This is a genomic window from Caulobacter sp. DMC95, assembly GCF_056313785.1.
This window is the reverse complement of sequence record NZ_JBQUZP010000001.1, coordinates 782,260-803,107: the sequence shown is the minus strand read 5'-3', so window position 1 is coordinate 803,107 and position 20,848 is coordinate 782,260. Positions and strand designations below refer to the sequence as shown.

Genomic DNA, 20,848 nt, shown 5'->3' with positions numbered 1-20,848 from the left:
TATGGGCAAGGCTCCGATCATCACGGAATACGAAACAGCCGCTGAAGGCGCCTTAGTGCGCGGTGAGTCCGCGCAGCGACTTCGAGTTCTGATCGTTGCATTAAACTATGCACCCGAGCTTGTCGGCTGTGCCAAGTACACGACTGAGCTCGCCGAAGAGCTGCTGGGGCGTGGCCACTCTGTTGAGGTTGTGACCGGTCCGCCCTACTATCCTGCATGGGAGATTGGACCAGGATACTCTGGAACGAGATGGTCACATGAGATCATCAATGGGGTAGCTGTTCACCGCACCCCGCTCTATGTTCCGCGCCGACCCAATGGTTTGCGTCGCATAGCCCATTTGGCCTCGTTCGGTCTGAGCGCCGCGCCAGCGGCAATTCTGGCTGCGCGACGTTCTCGTCCAGATCTCGTGTTCGCTGTCGCCCCTACCCTCACGGCTGCGGGTGCCGCCCTAGCCGCTGCGCGGGTGTGTGGAGCGGCAACGTGGTTGCATATCCAGGATTTCGAGGTCGACGCCGCTTTCGATCTGGGCCTACTTAGCAACCGCACCGTCCGAAGTGCTGCTCTCAAGCTGGAGCGCGCTTTGCTGAGCCGCTTTGATCGGATTTCCAGTATTTCACCAGCGATGGTTGATCGGCTGATCGCCAAGGGTGTCCCTAAGAACCGCGCGATCGAGTTCCGAAATTGGGTAGATGTTGACGCTGTTCGCATGCTTCCAAGCTCCAACACCAGCTATCGGCAAGAACTCGGGTTGCCTGCCGATCGGATCGTAGCCCTCTATTCGGGCAATATGGCGGGTAAACAGGGGCTGGAGGCGCTCGCCGATGTCGCCGCGCGGCTGAAGGCCGAAGATGCCCCTGTGTCGATGCTTCTCTGCGGTGACGGGCCTGCACGGAGCGCACTGGAAGTGGCCTGTCGAGGGATGGAGGCAGTCCACTTCCTGCCCTTGCAACCGCTGGAGCGGTTGGAAGAGTTGCTTGCAACCGCCGACATTCATCTTTTGCCGCAAAGGCCAGAGGCGGCGGATCTGGTATTGCCATCGAAGCTGACAGGCATGCTGGCGTCAGGGCGGCCGGTCGTCGCTATGGCCGAACCTGGCTCGGGCCTAGCCCGGGAGGTCGAGGGGTGCGGGTTGGCGGTGTCAGCGACAGGTTCAGCCATGGCTGATGCTCTCCTAGAGCTCTCTGCTGATCCGGCTCGCCGAGCAGCCTTTGGCGCTGCCGGTCGCGCTCGTGCTGAGACGCGCTGGCGCAAGGCGGCGGTGATTGGGAGCTTTGAGGCGGAGATGATAGCGGTGGCGCGGGGGCGTTCAAGGTGAACGAGAAGTCTGTTCAAGATCTGTCGCGTTTTACGATGCCCGAGGGGTTCCGTGGACGCTCCGCAGTGGTCGTCCAAATGTGGTGGTTGGTTCAAGGCACCTTCTTCGCTTGGTCTCCGCAGTTCATGTATGGTTGGAGGCGTTGTCTACTAAGGCTTTTCGGCGCCAAAATCGGAAAGGGAGTTTTGATCCGCCCAAGTGTGAGGATTACCTACCCTTGGAAGTTGACGATCGGCGATCATAGCTGGATCGGTGACTTTGCAGAACTGTACACGCTTGGCCAAATCCATATTGGAAGAGACGCAGTCGTGTCACAGTACGCCTATCTGTGTACGGGTTCGCACGACTTTAGAATGGTAGGATTTGATATATTCGCCAAGACGATCACAGTCGAAGATCAGGCTTGGGTGGCTGCGGGGGCGTTTGTTCATCCGGGAGTAACGATCGGTCGAGGGTCAATAGTCGGTGCTCGCGCGGTCGTAACCGCAGATACTGAAGCTATGGGTATCTATGTCGGCGACCCCGCCCGAAAGCTCAGTGAGCGCAGTCTGAGGGCGGAACGCTAGATTTTGCGGAGCGCGGTGGCGAGTGCTTGATCGGCTTCATCCTTCAAGCTGGCAAAGCGCTGTCTCGCTGCATGACTCAGTCGTGCTCGATCAAAGTTGATAGCGAGCTCCTCGATCCATTGTTGGGCTTTCGCGTCGAAATGGATCTCGTCGAAGACCGCGCCTGGTGATCCCTTGTGATCGCACCCCATGCATCCGCGATCGGTCGTGATAATCGCTGCGCCTCGTGCCATGGCCTCTAGCAAGACTAGAGGTTGGGCTTCATTAGCATAGCTGCTGGGAAACACGAAGATGTCCACCTCGTCGTAGAAGGCGTCTTTCTCAGGCCCATAGACTGGACCAAGCCAGCGAAGCTCATCGGGAAACTCTGCGCTCGTTGCCTCGATCGCGGCCTTGATCTTTGGTTCGTGCACCGGCCCGGCGATCCTGGCTTTTACCGCGAGACCTTGCCTCCGGAGCCGGGCAAATAGATCGAGAAAGCGAAGAGCGCCCTTATCCTCCGTCAGATTGGACAAATGCCCCAGAACGAGCTCGCCGCCCCGTGTAGGGGGCGGGCTCGTCGCATCCGCCATAAAGGCGTTTGAAAGAACGAGAGTCTTGGCGCGGCTGGCCGGCCACTCCGCCGGATATTGTTCCTCTAAGAGTGTCTCCATGCGATCACAAAGCAGAAGGTGCGTCGTACCCTTTGGGGACAACCTGAGGAATCCGGCCATGAGTGCTGAGCGCGCATTGAGGTAGGCGAAGCTGTGGTGATGGGTCCAGCAATTGTAGCCAAGCACACGCGCAGCAGCGGCCAGGACCAGATTGAGCGCCAAGCCGGAGCCGCCGTCGCAGGGCATGTAAAGTGTGCGAGCGCCGCCGATGCGCGCGATCGCCAGTCGTAAAATGGTCGCGATAGTCTTCGCCACGCGACCTGCCGACTTTGACGCTAAAGGCCAGTCGCGCGGCGGGGCGAGATCTGCCGCCGCGAAAAGGAGACCTGCAGCCTCGAGCTCCTGGATCATGCGGGCGTTGACGGCCGAAAGGCCGGTTATTGGTGGTGGAAGTTGCGCCACCGCGAATACATGAGGCTTGGCCGACATGCGCCTAGTCCGCAAACCGAGACATGCCGAGCCGCGCCAGCGCAGCTTTGATCCTAGCATTGCGCATCGCGTTCGTGCGTCGCAGCCCTCTTCGGAAGGCTCTTTCGTCATCAATAGACACGACTAAATGGTTCGGCAGGGTGGGGGGGGCATTGTCGGACCAGAGCAGCGGCGCCGGCCCCGAAACGAATTGCTTCAATGCGCCGATTGAATTGTGCGTACCCGAGGCGTCCATGCCCGTGTTGGTCACCAGCGACCGAGGCGGCATAAGCGTCAGCCCTTCATTTCGGAAGACGCTCCAGGACCATCGAATGCCCCAGCTATCCACTTTTCCGGCCATCTGCTTTTCGAGCATGGCCGAGAACGGATAGACGTCGCCTGCGTCGAAGGTGGACCGGGTGGACGGGTCCTCCCGAACGGCTTCCCAGCCTGTTGCGTTCGCATCAAACTTGGCCCAAGCCCGCTGCCAAGTGGCCCAACCCCAAGTGGTGGCGAAGCGTTGAAAACTTCCCTCGCTGCGCCGCTCAAACTCAGGCACGCGATACTGGTAGGCGCTGATCTGCATCACTCGGGGGTCATCGGCGTAGGCGTCAAGGCCCTGGTTTAGCCAAGTGAGCGTAGTCGGATGTATGACCAGGTCATCTTCAATAACAATCACCCGCCCATAGCGGGCGCAGAGATCGGTGACTTCGGTGATGATGGAGTTGGCTAACCCCCGGTTGGAGGGCTGGCGCACGATGGAGACGTTTGGTCCTGCGAAGCGCGACGCCACCTCCGCCGTCTGGGCGACCGCCGTTTCTGCGCCTGGGCGCGGTCCGTCGATAAAGATGAAGACCGGGGAACTGGCGAACTCCGGGCAAGCCGTGAGTGCGACAAGCGCGCGCTGCAAGTGCTCTGGGCGACGGTACGCGAAAATGGCGACAGGAGTCAGTTGGCCCATAACGCAATTGTTCCGACTGGTGGACTGTGAGGCTCGTTGACTGTCATTGTTTGCTACGGGGAAGTTCAGTCCGTGTAAACACTGAAATCGTCGCTATCAGTCTGATTTTTCATTGTTTTTGAGGCTAAATTTTTTAGATTAATATTGCTGCTTAAAAATATATTCAAATTGAATATAGCCCGTGCGCCGTAATCGTATTCTTTCGAAGCGGCGGCGGGGCGAATGGGGGTATGTTTCCAGCCTGCGCATTTTCGGGTCGAATCCATTTTTCGTCTGTTTTTTTCGCGTGATTGGCGTGCTTGAGCCAACCAATTCGGCTTCTTGAAAGCTGGACGCTTGTCTTGTCTATTCGCCCGCGTTAGCAGGCATGCGAGAAGCGGCATGGGATGCCGCGACGCAATTCGTGTGGGGCATGGCGCGACTTTTGATCGTCGCCGACGGTATGGATGGCCACCGTCGGGAGTACATTGCTCTGTTTCAACAGTTGGCGACCAACGGCGGCGTGGTCTCTGAGACGAAGCCGCTTCGTCTTTCGGCGGTGATGGACTCCGCAGCCCTGTTCTCGCCCATGCTCGAGGAGCACACCGGCAAGTTCATGGCGGTCGCCATTCTGCGCGCCCTGATCGGCCGTCGCAGCTGCGCTCTGATGTTCCGGCCCGGCGAGGCCGTGCGCTCCAAGGCGCCCAAGCATGTCGCCAAGAAGTGGCTGCTTAAGATCGCGCGCGCGCTGCCGGCGATCACGATCGTCACCATTATGCCGTTTGATCTGGATCCTGCCTTCGCCGAGATCGCGGACGACTGGATCCATGACCCACAACTTTGGGACCTCGCGCCCGACCAAGCCTCGGCCGAGACCATGCTAGCGCAGCAGGTCCGCGCCGCCGCCGCAGGACGTCCCGTCGTTGTGGCTCTGGGGGGACAGAGCCGCGATAAGGGCTTCGACTTCCTGGCCGACACCTGGAGAGCCCAGCCCCAGGCGCGGGACGCCTGGCTATTCGTCGCCGCCGGCAAGGTCGCCAAGGGCTCGCGAAAAAGGGCGGACCAATTCGCCGAGCAGGGCGGCCTCCTGGTCGACCGTTTCGTCACCGACGAGGAACTGCGCGACCTCTATGGCGAGGCCTCCGTCATCTGGGCGTGCTACGCGCCGGAGTACGATCAGGCGTCGGGCATCTTCGGGCGCGCGGTGCAGACCGGCAAGCCCGTGGCCGTGCGTCAGGGCGCCTATGTCGAGCGCTTGGCGAAGATCCTCGATCACCCGACCTTGACCGTGCCCTGGGACGACACCGCCGGCGCCGAGGCCGCGCTCCAGTCCGCGCCGCCGCCTGTGGGCAAGCCCGCGGCCAAGGTCAAGGCCATGCGTGAACGGAGCGTCGCGGTGCTGTCGCGGGCGCTGATGCTCCCCCTCGCAGAGGGGGCCTTGTGAGCAGCGCACGTCTCAAGCGCAATGCGGTCTGGAACATTCTGGAGGTCGTGGTCTCCAGTATCGTGCTGTTCATTCTCTACAGGCTGATCCTGCAGCATCTGGGCGTCGCCGCTCTGGGCGTCTGGTCGCTGGTGCTGGCCACGACCTCGCTGGCGCGCGTGGCCGACCTGGGCGCGGCCGGAGGCCTCGGCCGTTATGTCGCGGTTTCGCAAGCAAGGGACGGCTCGGGCGACGAGGCGCTGGTCTATGTCGAGACCGCGCTTCTGACCAATGTGCTGTTCTACCTGGCCCTAGGCCTGCTGCTCTACTGGCCCGCCTGGTGGGGCTTGGGCCTGACGATCAATGGGCCAAGCCTCGAGCAGGCCAGAGCCCTGCTGCCGTTCGCGATCGGCTCGTTCGTGCTGCAGAGCATCGGCAATGTCGTGACCTCGGCCCTGATCGGGTTCCACCGCTCCGACCAGAAGAGCATGCTGATGCTGTTCACGCTGGTGGCGCAGGCCATCGTGGCGCTGGTCACGGTCAAGACGATGGGGCTGCGCGGCGTGGCCCTGGCGCAAAGCGCCCAGTACGTGTTGCTGACCTTCGGCGGATGGTTCCTGGTGGTGAAGGCTGCGGGGGTCTTGGGTTTCGCCTTGCCGTGGCGCATCCGGATGGCGCCCCTGCGCGAACTGATGGGCTTTGGTCTGCGCCTGCAGGCGCTCAACATCGCCAGCTTCCTGTTCGACCCCCTCACCAAGTTCGCCTTCTCGGCGCTGGGCGGCCTGGGGGCTCTGGGCATGTACGAACTGGCCTCGCGAGGGATCCTGCAGGTTCGCCAGCTGGTCGTGGCGCCGGGCCAGAACCTCACGCCGCTGTTCGCCGCGACGCATGAGCGCGAGCCGGCCGAGATGCACCGGCTTTACGAAGGCGCGCTCACCATGATCGGCGCGGCCTCCGGCGTGGCCATGCTGGGCATGGCGGTCGGCTCGCCGATCGTCAGCCTGATCTGGCTGCATCGCATCGATCCGCTGTTTGTCGTCTTCTCGTTCATCCTGGCCGGCGGATGGTTCCTCAACACCCTGTCGACCCCGGGCTTCTTCCTGGGCATGGGCTCGGGGCGGCTGAAGTGGAACATCATCGGCAGCCTGATCAGCACGCTGGGCAGCCCTAGCCTGGCCTGGCTGCTGGCCAAGCCGCTGGGCGGCGTCGGTGTGGCGGCCGGCGCGATGATCGCCATCAGCGCCGGCGGCCTCGTCACCTGGATCATGAACTGCCGTTCGCTGGGCGTGCCGATCGCGCCCTCGCCAGAGGCCTGGGCGCGCCTGTTCGCCCGCATCCCCGTCGCCAGGGGGATCATGACCAAGCTAGGAGCGCGCACGTGAGACTGATGCACCTGATCCATACGCCTCGCCACTCGGGCGCTGAGGTGCTGGTGCGCGACCTGTGCCTGCGTCACGCGGCCGACGGCCATGTCTGCGCCGTGGCCGCCTTCGCGCCGTCGGCCGAGGCGTTCAAGCCGGAGCTGGACAAGCTGACCGCCGCCGACGTGGTGCTCGACATCCCCGAGCAGGCGCTGAGTGGGGCGGCGCGGATCAAGCGCTACGCCGCCGCCATCCGCGCGTTCAAGCCGGACGTCATCTTCGGCCACTCGGCCCTTCCGGCCGTCTACGGCCGCCTGGCCGTTCTGGCGGCGGGCTCCAAGGCCCGCTTCGTCTCGGTCTTGCACAGCGGCACCGACGACTACGGCAGCTGGAAGCTGCGCTGGATCGAGCGGCTGCTGCAGGCGCGCACCGATCAGATCATCTCGGTATCGCAGTCTGCGGCCGACGCCTATCTGCGCCGCCTGAAATCGTCGCCGCCGCTGGAGATCGTCCTGAACGGCGTCGATCTGGACCGCTTCTACGCCGCCCGCGAGCGGCGAGCCGAGATCCGCGCCGCCCTGGGGCTGGCGGATGGGCGGACGCTGTTGCTGCAGGTCGGCCGCGTCTCGCCCGTCAAGCAGCAGCGCTTCACGCTGGACGCCATGCTGCCGGCTCTGCGCGAGGACCCGAACCTCCTGCTGTGGTTCGCCGGCATCGTCGAGGACACCGACTACCACGCCGGCTTCCAGGCCGAGATCGCGGCGGCGGGTCTTGGCGATCGCGTGCGCTTCCTGGGCCCCCGCCTGGACGTGCCGGACCTGCTCAGCGCCTGCGACGTCTATCTGATGCCTTCCCTGTCAGAGGCCCACAGCATCGCCTTCCTGGAGGCAATGGCCAGCGGCCCGCCGATCGTCGCGTCGGATATTGAGAGCTTTCAGTTTGCGAAGGGGATCGAGGGGGTCACGCTGGTTGATCTAGGGGGGCTCTCTGCCCCTGAAGAGTTCCGAAGTGCCGCTCTCCGTCTGCCGCATAGATACCGCCACGCAATGGACTGTTTCGACCTTAATTTGACGGCCAAAACCTACGCTTCTATAGTGTTGAGAATTTTGGATCGTTCTTCTTGATGTCTTGGGTTGTCGTTTTCATGAGAATGCCATAAAATTGATTTTGAACGACGAGTTCTAATGTTCTCATTTAGAATTTCAATTTTCTCTATATGTAATCTGTGCGGTGGAGCCTGCGATGATTGTCTCGCATCAGGGCAATATAGTTCGCCTTTCGGCGTTATCCGTCGGCGTGCTTTTTGCTTTTTTGATTATTTTAACATCAGGTGTATTTGGAGATTATCATCCTGTTGCTAGATTTATTCTAGCTGTTGCACTAGTTCCCTGTTTTGCGACAATTTTTGATATATGTAGTGTTGAAAGAATAGCGTGGTCTAGCTTTTTGGCAAATCTATACATTTTGTTTGGCTTGATTGTGCCGGGCATTTTTCAGTGCGCCTATGGCGAATTTCCATTCTACCGGTCACAGTATCCTGAGTCCGATGTCAATTTGGCTGCTCTAGTAGTTTTAATATTCACCTTTTCTATGAGGTTTGGCAGGATGTCTAGCCGATTCAAATCGGCGGGGCGCTCTGAGGCGTACTCTATAAGTATATCAGCGATATGCTTGGCCGCGTTGGCCCTTTGTGGTATTAGTTTTGTTATGGCGATCGACCTTGGTCTGCAAAATTTTGTGAGAATTCGAGGAGAGGTTGGGGCGATTGTTCTAAATCCGACTACCTTGACTCTGATGCAAACTGCTCGATCATTGTCGTTTATATCCATTGTTATGGCAATTTACTCTTCTATAAAGTCGAGAGGGGTGTTTTTTCCGTATATTGTGTTGATTGTTTCTGCTGTCACGTTCCTGATTGTGAATTATCCGCCTGCTCTACCGAGATACTTCTTGTTGGGGTATGTTATCACTCTTGGTTTGATATTTGTTCGCTCTAGTCATAAGCAGCTCAGCCTCGCGCTCGCGCTGGCGTATCCAATAGCTTTGGCGACACTATTCCCGCTGATTAATCACCTTACCCGCGGGGACGCGCGATTGGCGTTTTCGACATCTTGGAAAAGTTATATGGTCTCCTCTGGGGATCTTGATGGATTTCAATCAACTATAAATGTGGTGCGATGGGTAGATGGCGCTGGTGTTCAGTTTGGCCATCAATTGATATCCGCAGTACTTGCTTTTGTTCCTAGAGGGGTCTGGGAAGGGAAGGCGTTGCCGACTGGTGCTGTTGCTGCGGCGCACAATGGATACAAGTTTGTTAATATTTCCGCCCCGTTGCCTGCCGAGTTTTACTCGGATTTTTCCTGGTTTGGTGTGGGGTTTGGAGGCCTTCTAGTCGGTTATGCTTTGAAGCGCTTAGACGATTTGGCCAATGCTGCATCTCTTTTTTCAGGTCGTTTCTCAACCCAACTCACTGCGGCTCTGGTGGCTGGATTTGCTGCCATTCTTTTCCGGGGATCTCTTATTGCAGTGCTTCCCGCATGTGCTCTGGTCGTGCTCAGTGCGCAAAGCCTGCGTCTAGGTGAGCGACAACGTCGGGAGCGGGCTAAATAGCAGTGATGAAAAGCGCTAGAGCAGTTGGCGATCTAGTTGAATCGTTTTGGATTCCCACGAGAGCTGGCTTCTGATTTAAGCTTTGTGCTGGAGCGGTGGCCAGCACGGATGAGCAAAGTGCTGTCTCTGGATTGACCTTGCCCCCAACCTTGGACCAGGTCGGGCTGGGATGTCTCGCCGGTTAAGCGCCGGGCGGGAGTGAGTCAGCGAACGGAACGGGGTCCCGTTCCGCAGCTCGTCGCGCAGTCGCCCGTTGAAGATCTCGTTGCGCCCATTCTGCTAGGGCTTGCTTGGCGCGATGTAGCGCCAGCCTACGCCGCTGTCGGCGGCCTCGAGCAGCACTGGAACGCCATCGCCAACGCTATCGACGCCTTCACCCCAGTTGAATGCGCCAACTGCTCCGCCGCCGCCGGATATGATGCAGACTGATACTCTAGCGGTTAGCTAGCTCCAAGAACGCTCGATAAGCACCCTCTATCCCCTCCCGAAGCTCAATGCTCGGCGACCACCCCATCCCCCGTAGCTTGTCCGCGCTCATCAGCTTGCGCGGTGTGCCGTCCGGCTTGGTGGTGTCGGTGATGATCTCGCCCTCGAAGCCCACGACCTCGCAGACCAGTTGGGCCAGCTCCAGGATGGTGATGTCCTCGCCTGATCCCACGTTGACGTGCTCGAAGTCCGAATAGGTCTTCATCAGGAACACGCAGGCGTCGGCGCAGTCGTCGGCGTTCAGGAACTCGCGGCGCGGCGTGCCCGTGCCCCAGATCGTGATGCTGTCCGCGCCGGCCAGCTTGGCCTCATGGGCCTTGCGGATCAGGGCCGGCATCACGTGGCTGCTGTTCAGGTCGAAGTTGTCGCCGATGCCATAGAGGTTCGTCGGCATGGCGCTGATGAAGTCGCAGCCGTGCTGCTTGCGATAGGCCTGGGCCAGCTTGATGCCGGCGATCTTGGCGATCGCGTACCACTCGTTGGTCGGCTCCAGAGGGCCGGTGAGTAGGGCGTCTTCCATGATCGGCTGCGGCGCGAACTTGGGATAGATGCACGACGAGCCCAGGAACAGCACCTTGCCGACGCCGCTCCGCCAGGCCGCGTCGACGATGTTCGTCTCGATAACCAGGTTGTTGTAGAGGAAGTCGGCCGGATAGGTGTCGTTGGCCAGGATGCCGCCGACCTTGGCGGCCGCCATGAAGATGGCGTCGGGCTTGTTCTCGGCGATCCAGGCTTCGACGGCGCTCTGGCGCTCCAGGTCGAGCACCTCGCGGCCGGCGGTGAGAATCTCGCAGCCTTCCGAAGCGAGGCGGCGGACGATAGCCGAGCCGACCATCCCGCGATGGCCGGCGACCCAGACCCGCTTGCCTTCGAGCGGGAAGATCACCTCACTCGGCATTGCGGCGCTGCTCCTTGGCGACATTGATCATGTCGGCCGCGACCATCTCGGCGCAGAGCTGCTCCCACTTGGTCTCGTGGACCCAGCCGAGCTTCTCCTTGGCCTTGGTCGGGTCGCCGATCAGCAGCTCGACCTCGGTCGGACGGAAGTAGCGCGGGTCGACCTCGACCAGCACCTTGCCGGTCTGCGCGCACGTGCCCTTTTCGTCGACGCCGGCGCCCGACCAGGTGATCGTGATGCCGACCTCCGAGAAGGCCTTGGTGACGAAGTCGCGGACCAGGGTGGTCTCGCCGGTGGCCAGGACGTAGTCGTCGGCGACTTCCTGCTGCAGCATCAGCCACATGCCGCGCACGTACTCGCGCGCGTGGCCCCAGTCGCGCTTGGCGTCGAGGTTGCCGAGATAGAGCTTGTCCTGGAAGCCTTGCTTGATGGCCGCGACGGCGCGGGTGATCTTGCGGGTGACGAAGGTCTCGCCGCGCAGCGGGCTCTCGTGGTTGAACAGGATGCCGTTGCTGGCGTGGATGCCGTAGGCCTCGCGGTAGTTGACCACGATCCAGTAGCCGTAGAGCTTGGCGGCGGCGTAGGGGCTGCGCGGATAGAACGGCGTCTTCTCGCTCTGCGGCACCTCTTGCACGAGGCCGTATAGCTCCGAGGTCGAGGCCTGGTAGAACTTGGTCTTCTTTTCTAGGCCCAGGATGCGGATGGCCTCCAGCAGGCGCAGGGTGCCCGTGGCGTCGGCGTTGCTGGTGTATTCCGGGGTCTCGAAGCTGACCTGGACGTGGCTTTGGGCCGCCAGGTTGTAGATCTCGTCGGGCTGGGTCTGCTGCACGATCCGGATCAGGTTCGTGCTGTCGGTCATGTCGCCGTAGTGCAGGAAGAAGCGCGGGTTCGGCTCGTGCGGGTCCTGATAGATGTGCTCGATGCGGCCGGTGTTGAACGACGACGAACGCCGCTTCACGCCGTGCACCGTATAGCCCTTGGAGAGCAGCAGCTCCGACAGGTACGCGCCATCTTGCCCGGTCACGCCCGTAATGAGCGCAACCTTACCATTGCTTTCAACCGTCATTAGGTCCCCACCTTATGGAACGCAGCGTTTATTCCGCCTTGCGTATCGCCCTCATAGCGTAAGCAAATGCTCAATGCGATGTCGTTATTGCACCGCAGTGCAACAAACTGACATTCGTCGGCGCGCGAGGCGCGCGCGGACAAGGTTAACGGTCAATTTCTAGACGCTGCGCCCCGTGAGTGCGCTTTTCTCTCATCGCGGCTGAGCCAAAGCTTAGCGCTAGGCGCCAAATCAAACACTTTGAGCGTAAAGCCGAGCGCTGTTGGTTGGATCTAGGCGTCTGAGGGATGCGTCTAGGATGCCAGAAGTTGTCGGACGCCCGAAACAAACCCAGCCACGTCGCCCCGAGGCGCGATCCGGTTGGCGGCTGAGGCTAGGGCGCGCCAGTGATCGTGGTCACGATCTATACGCTGCATCAGGACGGATAGGCCCTCGGCATTATGCGGTTCGAATATGTATCCGTTGACCGCTGTCTCAACCAAATGATCGCGCGCGCCACAGTTGTCGGAAGCCAGAACCGGAACGCCCATGGCCAAGGCTTCAGGGATCACTTGTCCGAATTGCTCTTCGGTGCTCGGCAGGATGAGCGCTAACGTGCTCGCCAAGATCCGAGATATCTCATCAGTCTGAACGAAGCCTCTGAACTCGACATTGCTGTCCACGCCGAGTTCAGCGGCAAGCGCCTTTAATTCGGCTTCCAACGGGCCCGAACCGCAAATCACGAGCCGTCGGTCTCCCCCAGCGCGAACGAAAGCCGCAAAAGCGTTGAGAGCAAGGGAGATGTTCTTCTTTGGCAGAAGCCTTGCCACAATCGTGAAATGGCGATCCGCATGGGCTACGCCGTCTGGTGCAGGCGGCGCCTGCGCGAGGTTGCGGATGCGTTCGATGGAAATCGCGTCGTAGCCAAGGGCGATCTTGCCGGCGGGCACTCCCAGAAAGCGGAGATAGTCGGCAGAGCGTCTACTTGCGGCCAGCGCCCCGTTGTAGGGCGCGAAGAATAGCGACTTGCCGACCTCTCGCCAGAGATCGCGCTCATAGTCGTCGAACTTAGAGTCGTTCATCGTGAAGGTGCGAATGCCAAGGAGCCTGGCGAAGATCGCAGCGACGAAGATTTTGGGGTGCTGATAGTGGCAGAAGAAAACGGCTTCGGGACGGTGCTTGGCGACTGCCGTAATAATCCGCCAGCTCGACCAGTGTGTTTCCTCGCCACGAGCGGACAGTGTAATTTTTTCAAAATATCGTCCAGTCTCACTGACCCAGTCGTACTCTGAACTTTTGTTCAAGATCTCAAGGCCGATGACGCGACGCTCCGGCATGGCTCGCGCCGTTGCATCGCAGCGGTCAGCGTGAAGCGGTCCGAAGTTTTCCCAAAGAAAGATGATGGGACGCTGTCCCAAGCCTTTACTCACCAATGCCCCCCGGCAGTATAGATGATCTGGACTAACTCCAGACCTTTTGCCCCCCCCCCCCGCACGCGACTCTCCGCCGCGTAGTGGGTGTTGACCCTCCTAACCACACCCTTATGGCGCCGCTTCCGGCCCGTCTAGGCTTGGCGATAGGTTGCGACTAAACGCAACTCATGGAGGTGCGCATCCCCCGTTTGGGAGATGCGGAGTCCCCCCCACATGGCGGATGCGAGTGGGAGTGGCTTGGCCCGTGTGTCCACGCTCGCAAAAGTCAGTAATGTACAGCTAGGCGGAATTCTGAACGGGGGCTCAGAATGCGAGTGGATTTAGATGGCATCTATGGTGCGATCGCAGACGATAGCGCCTTCAGAAACCTTTCTACTAGAATTGCAGAAGCTGTCGGAACGCGCTCGGCTATTTTCTTCGAGCTTAATGCCAGGGGCGCGGCTGACTATATGCAAATGTGCTATTGGGGTGATGATTTCGCGAAATACTATGCAGAGAACTTTGCTGCTAACGATCCTTGGACAAAACTTTCCATAGAGGTTGGGCAATTCGGAAAAGCCTTTGCGTTAGACGCGTACATGAGTCCAGAAGCGTTCGCACAAACTGCGATGCGAAATGACTGCTTTCGTCGCTTTGGTGATGACACGGGGCGGAGCCTTGGCGTGTCGCCGCACCCCGGGCGACCGGGCCTGATGGTTGCAGTTCATAGGGCCGAGCGCGACAGAGCTTTCGGCGAAGCGGAAGCGGCGCGTCTTGACGGCGTATATAGCCATCTTGAACGCGCTGTACATCTGCATCGAATGCTTGAACGCGAGCGTCTCCGTGCATCAGCGCTCCAGGATTTGGCCGACCAGTCTGATCAAGGCTTGATCCGCGTAGATCGGGATCTGCGCGTCTTGGGAATGTCGGCTAGCGCAAAGCGGCTCCTAGAACAGCGTGATGGGTTGGCGCTTTACCGAAACCGACTGGTTGCTTCGTCAAGCCTAGAAATCGCCCTACGAGCCGCTGTGGCAGGTGTAATAGATAAGATTGCAAACGTTCGTACGGGCTTTCTTTGCCCCAGGCCATCAGGTTTGAGAGCGTTTCGGCTGGTCGTCCTACCTGCGGGCTTTGACGAGACTTCCGGAGCGATTCTCAAGATTGATGACCCTGAGTCAGCTGCTCCATCCAGCACCATTTCGGCTTTTCAAAGCGCCTATGGCTTGTCGGCTATGGAAAGTGCGCTTGCCGAGGGGCTTTTGGCCGAACAATCCGTCGCCGAGGTAGCGGCCAATCGTAAAGTCAACCGCGAGACAGTGAAGACGCAGTTGAAGTCCCTCTTCAACAAGACCGGCGTTAACCGACAATCTGAGCTGATCAAGCTGCTGGCCACCTTCCCGCGCGTCCGCAACTCACGGCACGAGTAGGGCGGGTATGTCGGCCCTGACCATTCCCAAAGGGCTCCCTCTGTTCAGACCAGACTTGCCGATGGGGGCGCTCTAGCGTGCACGGATGTGCCAACACCACATTGGCGTCGATCTGCGAGCTCTGGGGCTATAGGGCTGGGCTAACTCTTCGGCGCCATACCGGCAGCCGAGAACCTCAAGCCAAAAGGGCGCGGATTCGGCCGCTGGTCGGGGGCAATTTTAGGTCGGGTTGCCGGGACTCAGGAGCCGATAGCCCACGCCGGGCTCTGTCAGGATCAGTGCCGGATGCGCCGGGTCGACCTCAAGCTTTTGCCTAAGCTGCCCGACGAACACCCTCAGGTACTGGGTGTCATGCGCGTGTGCGGGGCCCCAGACGCCGACCAGCAGTTCCCTGTGCGTCAGCACCTTGCCGGGCGAGAGCGCCAGGCGTGAGAGGAGTTCAAACGCCTTGGGCGAAAGCTTGATGGCGGCGCCGGATTTGGTCACCAAACGCCGATCCAGATCGATCACGACCTCACCGAAGGACAGCGGGCCAACCGGTCGCCTCGGCGCCGCCGACGGCCGGAGCGCCACGCGCAGCCGCGCCAGGAGTTCGCCGACGCCGAAGGGCTTTTCGACATAGTCATTGGCGCCCCGATCCAGCGCCTCGATCTTCTCGACTTCACGATCGCGGGCCGAGAGGATCAGGATCGGGCCCTCATAGAAAGCCCGCGCTTTTTCCAGCACCTCCTTGCCGTCCATGTCGGGCAAGCCAAGATCCAGAACCACGGCGTCGGGCGACCACAAGGCGATGCCGCGCAGCCCCTCCTGGCCGCTGTCGGCGCGCAGGGCCTCGTAGCCGGCCGCATCGAGCGCCGGCCCCAGGAAGCGGTGGATCTGCGGTTCATCGTCGATGACGAGGATGCGGTGGCGAAGCGCGCTCATGGGTCCGTCATAGCAGGTGATGCGGCGTCGCGACGGTCTTGGGCATGCTGATCAAGATCCGCGTACCTTGTCCGTCGTGGATGGGGCTGGCGGCGGCGATACGTCCGCCCAGCGCATCGATGAAGCCCTTGGCGATCGAGAGACCCAGGCCCGCCCCTTGGGTGCGATCGCTGGGCTCCTCCATGCGACGGAACTTGTCGAACACACGCTCCAGCTCCGAAGGGGGGATCCCGCGCCCCTCGTCCTCGATGCTGATCACCACGTTGGAGCGGTCCTCATAGGCCGCCATCTCGATACGCGCCTCGGGCGGGCTATAGGCGATGGCGTTCTCCAGCACATTGACGACGACCTGTTCCAGCAAACTCGCGTCCGCCTGGACAAGGGAGAGCTCGCGCGGAAAGTCTCGGGTCAGCGCGCGTCCGCCCAGGCGCCGCGAAACCCGGTCGGCGGCGGCGTTCAACACGTCGCGGACATCGATCCAGTCGGTCCGCAGCCGCAGGGCGCCGCCCTCGATGCGCGTCATGTCGAGCAGGTTGGCGACATAGCGGTTCAGCCGCTCGGCCTCCTCGCGGATGCTGACGACAAGGTCCTCACGTACGGGCTTGGCCAGTTTGTCGCCGTAGTCGATCAGCGTCGTGGAGGCCCCCAGCACCGTGGACAGCGGCGTGCGCAGGTCGTGGCTGACCGAGTTCATCAGGGCGGAGCGGAAGCGATCCGCGCGGCGGAGCGTCTCGGTCTCGACGGCCTCGGCCGCAAGCTGTGAGCGCTCCAGCGCTACGGCGCCCTGTTCCAGCAGCGCCAGAACGAGGCGTTCCTGGTCCGCGCCAAGCGGCGCCGTCCCCGCCGCCAGACCCGCGACGCCTGTGCGCGCCCGCACGCCGTCCAGAGGCCAGAAGGTCCACCGGGCTTGCGGCAAGGTTCCTGTCCCGAAGCCGGCGGCCTCTCCCTTGTCCCAGGCCCAGCGGGCGGCGGCCATCTGCGCGGCGTCCAGGGGCGCGAGCTCAGGTGAGCCATGCGCCAGCGCGATCTCATCCCCCTGCGGCAGCAGCACGACGGCGCGCGCCCCGGCGGCGGCGGAGAGCTGTTCAGCCAGCGCCTTGGCGACGGCGTCACGGCCGCTGGCGGCGGAGAACGTTCGGCTGGCGGCGAGCAAGGTGGTCACGGCCGCGGCGCGGCGCTGCGACCCCAGCGCCTGTTCGCGCACGCGGCCGGCGAGCCCGCCCGACGCCAGGGCCACCGCCCAGAACACCACGAGCGTGATGAAGTCCGTGGGCGAACCGACCACGAAACTGTAGCGGGGTTCGAGGAAGAGATAGTTGTAGACCAGAAACGCCACGGTCGCCGCCGCCAGGGCGGGCCGCAAACCGTGCAGCACGCCCGCCGCCAGCACGGCGGCCAGGAAGATCATCCCAAGGTCGACACGATTGAACGCGACGTCCAGGCCCCAGGCCGCCAGGGTGGCCGCAGCGATGAACAGAGCCCCGACCGCATAGCCGCGCCAACGATCGGGCTGGGGCGGATCAGGCGAGCGCAACACGCGCTCCGGCGCGGCCTCAGTGACGACGTGAACCGCAACGCCGCGCGCTTCTCGCAACAGCGCGCTCGCCAGGGAGCGCCCCAGAAGTTCGCGCCAGCGGCTCTCGATCGACTTGCCGATAACGATCTGGGTGACATTCTGACGGCGCGCATAGGCCATCACCGTATCGACGATGTCGCCGCCGCTGAGGGCGACGGTGGCGCCCCCCAGTTGCTCGGCCAGGCGATAGGCCTCGCGCAGGCGCGCGGCGTCACCGTCTTTCGCCAGCGGGCGGTCGGTCCGCTCGACATGGGTTACGGTCCAGGGAGCGTCCATCATCATGTCCGACAACCGACGGCCGGCCCTCACCAGCGTGGCCGCCATCGCATCGCCGCTGACCAGCACCAGGATCCGCTCACCCGCCGCCCAGGGCCCCTCGACGCCCTTCTCGCGCATCGTGGCGATCAGTTGATCGTCCACCGTCTGGGCCGCCCGCCGCAGGGCCAACTCGCGCAGGGCCGTCAGGTTCTCGATCTTGAAGAAGTTGTCGGCCGCCAGGCGGGCGGTCTCGGGCACATAGACCTTGCCGGCCGCCATTCGCTCGCGCAGTTCGCCGGGCGTGATGTCCACCAGCTCGATGTCGTCGGCGCGCGAAAGCGCGCTGTCGGGCACGGTCTCACGTTGCCGCACGCCGGTGATGCGCTGGACGACGTCGACCAGGCTCTCCAGGTGCTGGACGTTGAGGGTGGTCCAGACGTCGACGCCGGCGGCGAGCAGCTCCTCAACATCCTGCCATCGTTTGGGGTGGCGCGAGCCGATGGCGTTGGAATGGGCGTATTCGTCGACCAGCAGGATCTTGGGCTTGCGCGCCAAGGCCGTGTCGATGTCGAACTCCATCTGGACGCGGCCGCGATGCTCGATCGGCTTGCGCGGCAGCACCTCCATGCCCCGCAGCAAGCTCTCGGTTTCGCGGCGGCCATGGGTCTCCACAACGCCGATCAGGACATCAGCGCCTTCGGCCTTTCGGCGACGGGCGGCGCGCAGCATCTCGTAGGTCTTGCCCACGCCCGGCGCCATGCCCAGAAACACCTTGAGGCGCCCCCGGCGCGCCTTGTTGGCGGCGGCCAGGAGCGCCTCGGGGTCCGGTCTTTTTGGGTCGTCGGCCGGCACTAGCCGCCTTTCTTGCTGACGATGGGCGGGAAGCGGGCGTCGAGCGCCCGGTTGAGGGCCAGGACGTTTACGCGGGGCTGGCCGATGAACCCCAGCAGCGGCGGCTGGATCTGGGTCTCGACCAGCGCGGTCACGTCCTTCTCGGGAACGCCGCGCGCCTTGGCCACGCGGGGCGCCTGGAAGCGGGCGTTGGCCGGCGAGATGTCCGGATCAAGTCCCGAGCCCGAGGTCGTGACCGCGTCGGCTGGGATCGTCACATCCGGGTTTTCCGAACGCAAAGACGCCGCATCAGCCTTCTGCCGGGCGATGAGCGCCGCGTTCAGCGGGCCCATGTTGGAGCCGCTCGACGCGCTGGCGTCGTAGCCCGAGCCCGCAGCCGAGGGGCGACCATGGAAGTAATCGGGCTTTGTGAAGGCCTGACCGATCAGGGCCGAGCCGACGACCTGGCCGCCGGCGTCGCGGACGAGACTACCATTGGCCTGGGTCGGAAAGGCCGCTTGGGCGACGCCGGTGACGGTCAACGGATAGGCCAGGCCGAGCAGGGCCGTGAACAAGCCCATGGACACCAGGGCGGGGCGAAGTTGTGAAAGCATGACGGATGACTCTCCGATGGCTTGTGTTTACGCCAGACCCAGGGCCGAGACCACAAGGTCGATCAGCTTGATGCCGACGAACGGCGCGATCAGACCGCCCAGCCCATAGAGCGTCAGGTTGCGCGACAGCAGCTTGCCGGCGCCGACAGCGCGGTACTTCACGCCGCGCAGGGCCAGCGGGATCAGGGCGACGATGACCAGGGCGTTGAAGATCACCGCCGACAGGATGGCGCTCTGCGGACTGTGAAGCTTCATCACGTTCAAAGCGCCCAGCGCCGGCAGCGAGACCACGAACATCGCCGGGATGATGGCGAAGTACTTGGCCACGTCGTTGGCGATCGAAAAGGTCGTCAGGGCGCCGCGGGTGATCAGCATCTGCTTGCCGACCTCGACGATCTCGATGACCTTGGTCGGGTCGCTGTCGAGGTCGACCATGTTGCCCGCCTCGCGCGCGGCCTGGGCGCCGGTCTGCATGGCGACGCCGACGTCGGCCTGGGCGAGCGCGGGGGCGTCGTTGGCGCCGTCGCCGCACATGGCCACCAGCCGGCCCTTGCCCTGTTCCTCGCGGATCAGTCGCAGCTTGTCCTCGGGCGTGGCCTCGGCGAGGAAGTCGTCGACGCCGGCCTCCGAGGCGATGGCGGCGGCGGTCACAGGATTGTCGCCGGTGATCATCACTGTCCGCAGGCCCATGCGGCGCAGATCAGCGAAACGCTCCTTCACGCCGGGTTTGACGACGTCCTTCAAGTGGATGACGCCTACCAGCACGCCGTTCTCGCTGACGGCCAGCGGTGTGCCGCCCGAGCGGGCGATGCGGTCGACGGCCGCTGTCAGCTCGGCCGGAATGCTCTTAGGCTCCAGCGCCAGCGACCGATAGACGGCGTCCACCGCGCCCTTGCGCCATCTGTGACCCTGATGATCGAGACCCGACTGGCGGGTCTGGGCGGTGAACGGGATCGCGGTCGCGCCTTCCGGCGGCTCGAGCGTCAGGCCAGCGTTGCGCGCCAGCTCGACAATCGAACGACCTTCCGGCGTCTCGTCGGCCAGCGAGGCCATAAGAGCCGCTTTCATCGCCGCATCCGCACGCACGCCCGGGGCGGGGATCACCTCGGTCGCCATGCGGTTGCCGAAGGTGATGGTGCCGGTCTTGTCCAGCAGCAGGGTGTCGACGTCACCGGCCGCCTCGACCGCGCGGCCGGAGGTGGCCAGCACATTGACCTTCAGAAGGCGGTCCATGCCGGCGATGCCAACGGCCGAGAGCAGGCCGCCAATGGTGGTCGGGATCAGGGTGATGAACAGCGCGCCCAGCACAAGAGGATCCAGCGCCACGCCCGAGAACTTGCCCAGACCCAGCAGCGTCACCACGGCGATCAGGAAGATCAGGGTGAGGCCGGCCAGAAGAACCGCCAGGGCGATCTCGTTTGGCGTTTTGCGACGGTCCGCGCCCTCGACCATGGCGATCATCCGGTCGAGGAACGTCGAGCCGGCTTCCGCCGTGACGCGGACCTTGATCCAGTCGGAGACGACCGTGGTGCCGCCGGTCACCGCCGAGCGGTCGCCGCCGCTTTCGCGGATCACCGGCGCGCTCTCGCCGGTGATGGCCGCTTCGTTGACGCTGGCCATGCCCTCGATGATCTCGCCGTCGGTCGGGATCACCTCGCCGGCCTCCACCAGGATCACCTCGCCGACGCCGAGCTTGTGGGCAGGGGTGGGAATCCAGGTTCCAGTCTTGGGGTCGATGATGAGCTTGGCCTTGGTCGTCACGCGGGTGGCGCGCAGGCTGTCGGCGGCCGCCTTGCCGCGGCCCTCGGCGACGCTTTCGGCGAGGTTGGCGAACAGCACCGTCGCCCACAGCCAGACGGCGATCTGGATGGCGAAGCCCGCAGCCTGATGGGTGACCAGGGCCGCAACAGCCGAGACGGTCGACAGCAGGGCCACAAGCCAGGTGGCGAAGATCACCGGATTGCCGGTCAGCTTGCGCGGATCGAGTTTGAGGACGGCGTCTTTGGCGGCGCGGGCCAGAACGGCGCCGGACAGGCCGCCGGCCAGGGCGCGTCGCCCCTCGCCAGCGTGGATATCTACGGATGTCATGGGATCACCA

At 62.6% G+C, this 20,848-nt stretch carries 16 protein-coding genes and 1 pseudogene; 7 read left to right on the top strand and 10 right to left on the bottom strand.

The genetic code is table 11. The features are described 5' to 3' along the window. Window position 1: 1 nt before the first annotated feature. Both ACT53N_RS03790 and ACT53N_RS03785 read left to right on the top strand, forming a co-directional pair. Entirely contained in the window at window positions 2-1,318 is a 1,317-nt protein-coding gene (locus tag ACT53N_RS03790) for a WcaI family glycosyltransferase (protein WP_476062623.1), read from the top strand. Further along, the gene (locus ACT53N_RS03785) at window positions 1,315-1,884 is read left to right on the top strand and encodes a WcaF family extracellular polysaccharide biosynthesis acetyltransferase (RefSeq protein ID WP_476062622.1); all 570 of its coding nucleotides are present in this window, start codon (window positions 1,315-1,317) and stop codon (window positions 1,882-1,884) included. Before ACT53N_RS03790 ends, ACT53N_RS03785 begins: the two co-directional genes overlap by 4 nt. On the opposite strand, the gene ACT53N_RS03780 is transcribed toward ACT53N_RS03785, so the two are convergent. Then, a complete protein-coding gene (locus ACT53N_RS03780) occupies window positions 1,881-2,966 on the bottom strand; it encodes a glycosyltransferase family 4 protein (protein ID WP_476062621.1) in 1,086 nt (361 codons plus the stop codon). The genes ACT53N_RS03785 and ACT53N_RS03780 overlap by 4 nt on opposite strands. A gap of 4 nt (window positions 2,967-2,970) precedes the next feature. Continuing rightward, window positions 2,971-3,906: a glycosyltransferase family protein gene (locus ACT53N_RS03775; RefSeq protein WP_476062620.1), complete on the bottom strand. Its 936-nt coding sequence runs from the start codon at window positions 3,904-3,906 to the stop codon at window positions 2,971-2,973. A 412-nt stretch (window positions 3,907-4,318) separates the two neighbouring features. On the opposite strand from ACT53N_RS03775, the gene ACT53N_RS03770 reads away from it, so the two are divergent. From ACT53N_RS03770 to ACT53N_RS03755, 4 genes are all read left to right on the top strand, one after another. Further along, window positions 4,319-5,329, top strand: a complete 1,011-nt coding sequence (locus ACT53N_RS03770; protein ID WP_476062619.1) for a hypothetical protein — start codon at window positions 4,319-4,321, stop codon at window positions 5,327-5,329. Beyond that, window positions 5,326-6,690: a lipopolysaccharide biosynthesis protein gene (locus tag ACT53N_RS03765; protein ID WP_476062618.1), complete on the top strand. Its 1,365-nt coding sequence runs from the start codon at window positions 5,326-5,328 to the stop codon at window positions 6,688-6,690. Before ACT53N_RS03770 ends, ACT53N_RS03765 begins: the two co-directional genes overlap by 4 nt. Window positions 6,691-6,695: 5 nt before the next feature. Next, window positions 6,696-7,793 carry a glycosyltransferase family 4 protein gene (locus ACT53N_RS03760; protein ID WP_476062677.1) on the top strand — a complete coding sequence of 366 codons (1,098 nt, stop codon included), beginning with the start codon at window positions 6,696-6,698 and terminating at the stop codon, window positions 7,791-7,793. A 118-nt stretch (window positions 7,794-7,911) separates the two neighbouring features. Next, window positions 7,912-9,279: a hypothetical protein gene (locus ACT53N_RS03755; RefSeq protein ID WP_476062617.1), complete on the top strand. Its 1,368-nt coding sequence runs from the start codon at window positions 7,912-7,914 to the stop codon at window positions 9,277-9,279. Between the two features lie 192 nt (window positions 9,280-9,471). Here ACT53N_RS03755 and ACT53N_RS03750 read toward each other — a convergent pair. From ACT53N_RS03750 to ACT53N_RS03735, 4 genes and pseudogenes are all read right to left on the bottom strand, one after another. Then, window positions 9,472-9,597 (bottom strand): annotated as a pseudogene (locus tag ACT53N_RS03750) (integrase core domain-containing protein); the annotation flags it as partial. A gap of 115 nt (window positions 9,598-9,712) precedes the next feature. Further along, on the bottom strand, window positions 9,713-10,687 hold the full coding sequence (gene fcl, locus ACT53N_RS03745) for a GDP-L-fucose synthase (protein ID WP_476062616.1): 975 nt from the start codon (window positions 10,685-10,687) through the stop codon (window positions 9,713-9,715). After that, window positions 10,653-11,729 (bottom strand): GDP-mannose 4,6-dehydratase, encoded by a 1,077-nt coding sequence (gene gmd / locus ACT53N_RS03740; protein WP_476062615.1) that lies wholly within the window; start codon window positions 11,727-11,729, stop codon window positions 10,653-10,655. The genes fcl and gmd overlap by 35 nt, the downstream gene beginning before the upstream one ends. A 293-nt stretch (window positions 11,730-12,022) precedes the next feature. Then, window positions 12,023-13,138: a glycosyltransferase gene (locus ACT53N_RS03735; protein ID WP_476062614.1), complete on the bottom strand. Its 1,116-nt coding sequence runs from the start codon at window positions 13,136-13,138 to the stop codon at window positions 12,023-12,025. Window positions 13,139-13,449: 311 nt separating this feature from the next. On the opposite strand from ACT53N_RS03735, the gene ACT53N_RS03730 reads away from it, so the two are divergent. Next, a complete protein-coding gene (locus tag ACT53N_RS03730; protein WP_476062613.1) occupies window positions 13,450-14,547 on the top strand; it encodes a helix-turn-helix transcriptional regulator in 1,098 nt (365 codons plus the stop codon). A 219-nt stretch (window positions 14,548-14,766) separates the two neighbouring features. Here the strand turns inward: ACT53N_RS03730 and ACT53N_RS03725 are convergent, their stop codons facing one another. The 4 genes from ACT53N_RS03725 to kdpB are packed head-to-tail and all read right to left on the bottom strand — an operon-like array spanning window position 14,767 to window position 20,838. Beyond that, a complete protein-coding gene (locus ACT53N_RS03725; RefSeq protein ID WP_476062612.1) occupies window positions 14,767-15,471 on the bottom strand; it encodes a response regulator in 705 nt (234 codons plus the stop codon). Window positions 15,472-15,478: 7 nt separating this feature from the next. Continuing rightward, window positions 15,479-18,157 (bottom strand): DUF4118 domain-containing protein, encoded by a 2,679-nt coding sequence (locus ACT53N_RS03720; RefSeq protein WP_476062611.1) that lies wholly within the window; start codon window positions 18,155-18,157, stop codon window positions 15,479-15,481. Then, the gene (gene kdpC, locus ACT53N_RS03715) at window positions 18,157-18,750 is read right to left on the bottom strand and encodes a potassium-transporting ATPase subunit KdpC (RefSeq protein WP_476062610.1); all 594 of its coding nucleotides are present in this window, start codon (window positions 18,748-18,750) and stop codon (window positions 18,157-18,159) included. The genes ACT53N_RS03720 and kdpC overlap by 1 nt, the downstream gene beginning before the upstream one ends. 27 nt (window positions 18,751-18,777) lie before the next feature. Further along, window positions 18,778-20,838, bottom strand: a complete 2,061-nt coding sequence (gene kdpB / locus ACT53N_RS03710; protein ID WP_476062609.1) for a potassium-transporting ATPase subunit KdpB — start codon at window positions 20,836-20,838, stop codon at window positions 18,778-18,780. Window positions 20,839-20,848 lie beyond the last annotated feature (10 nt).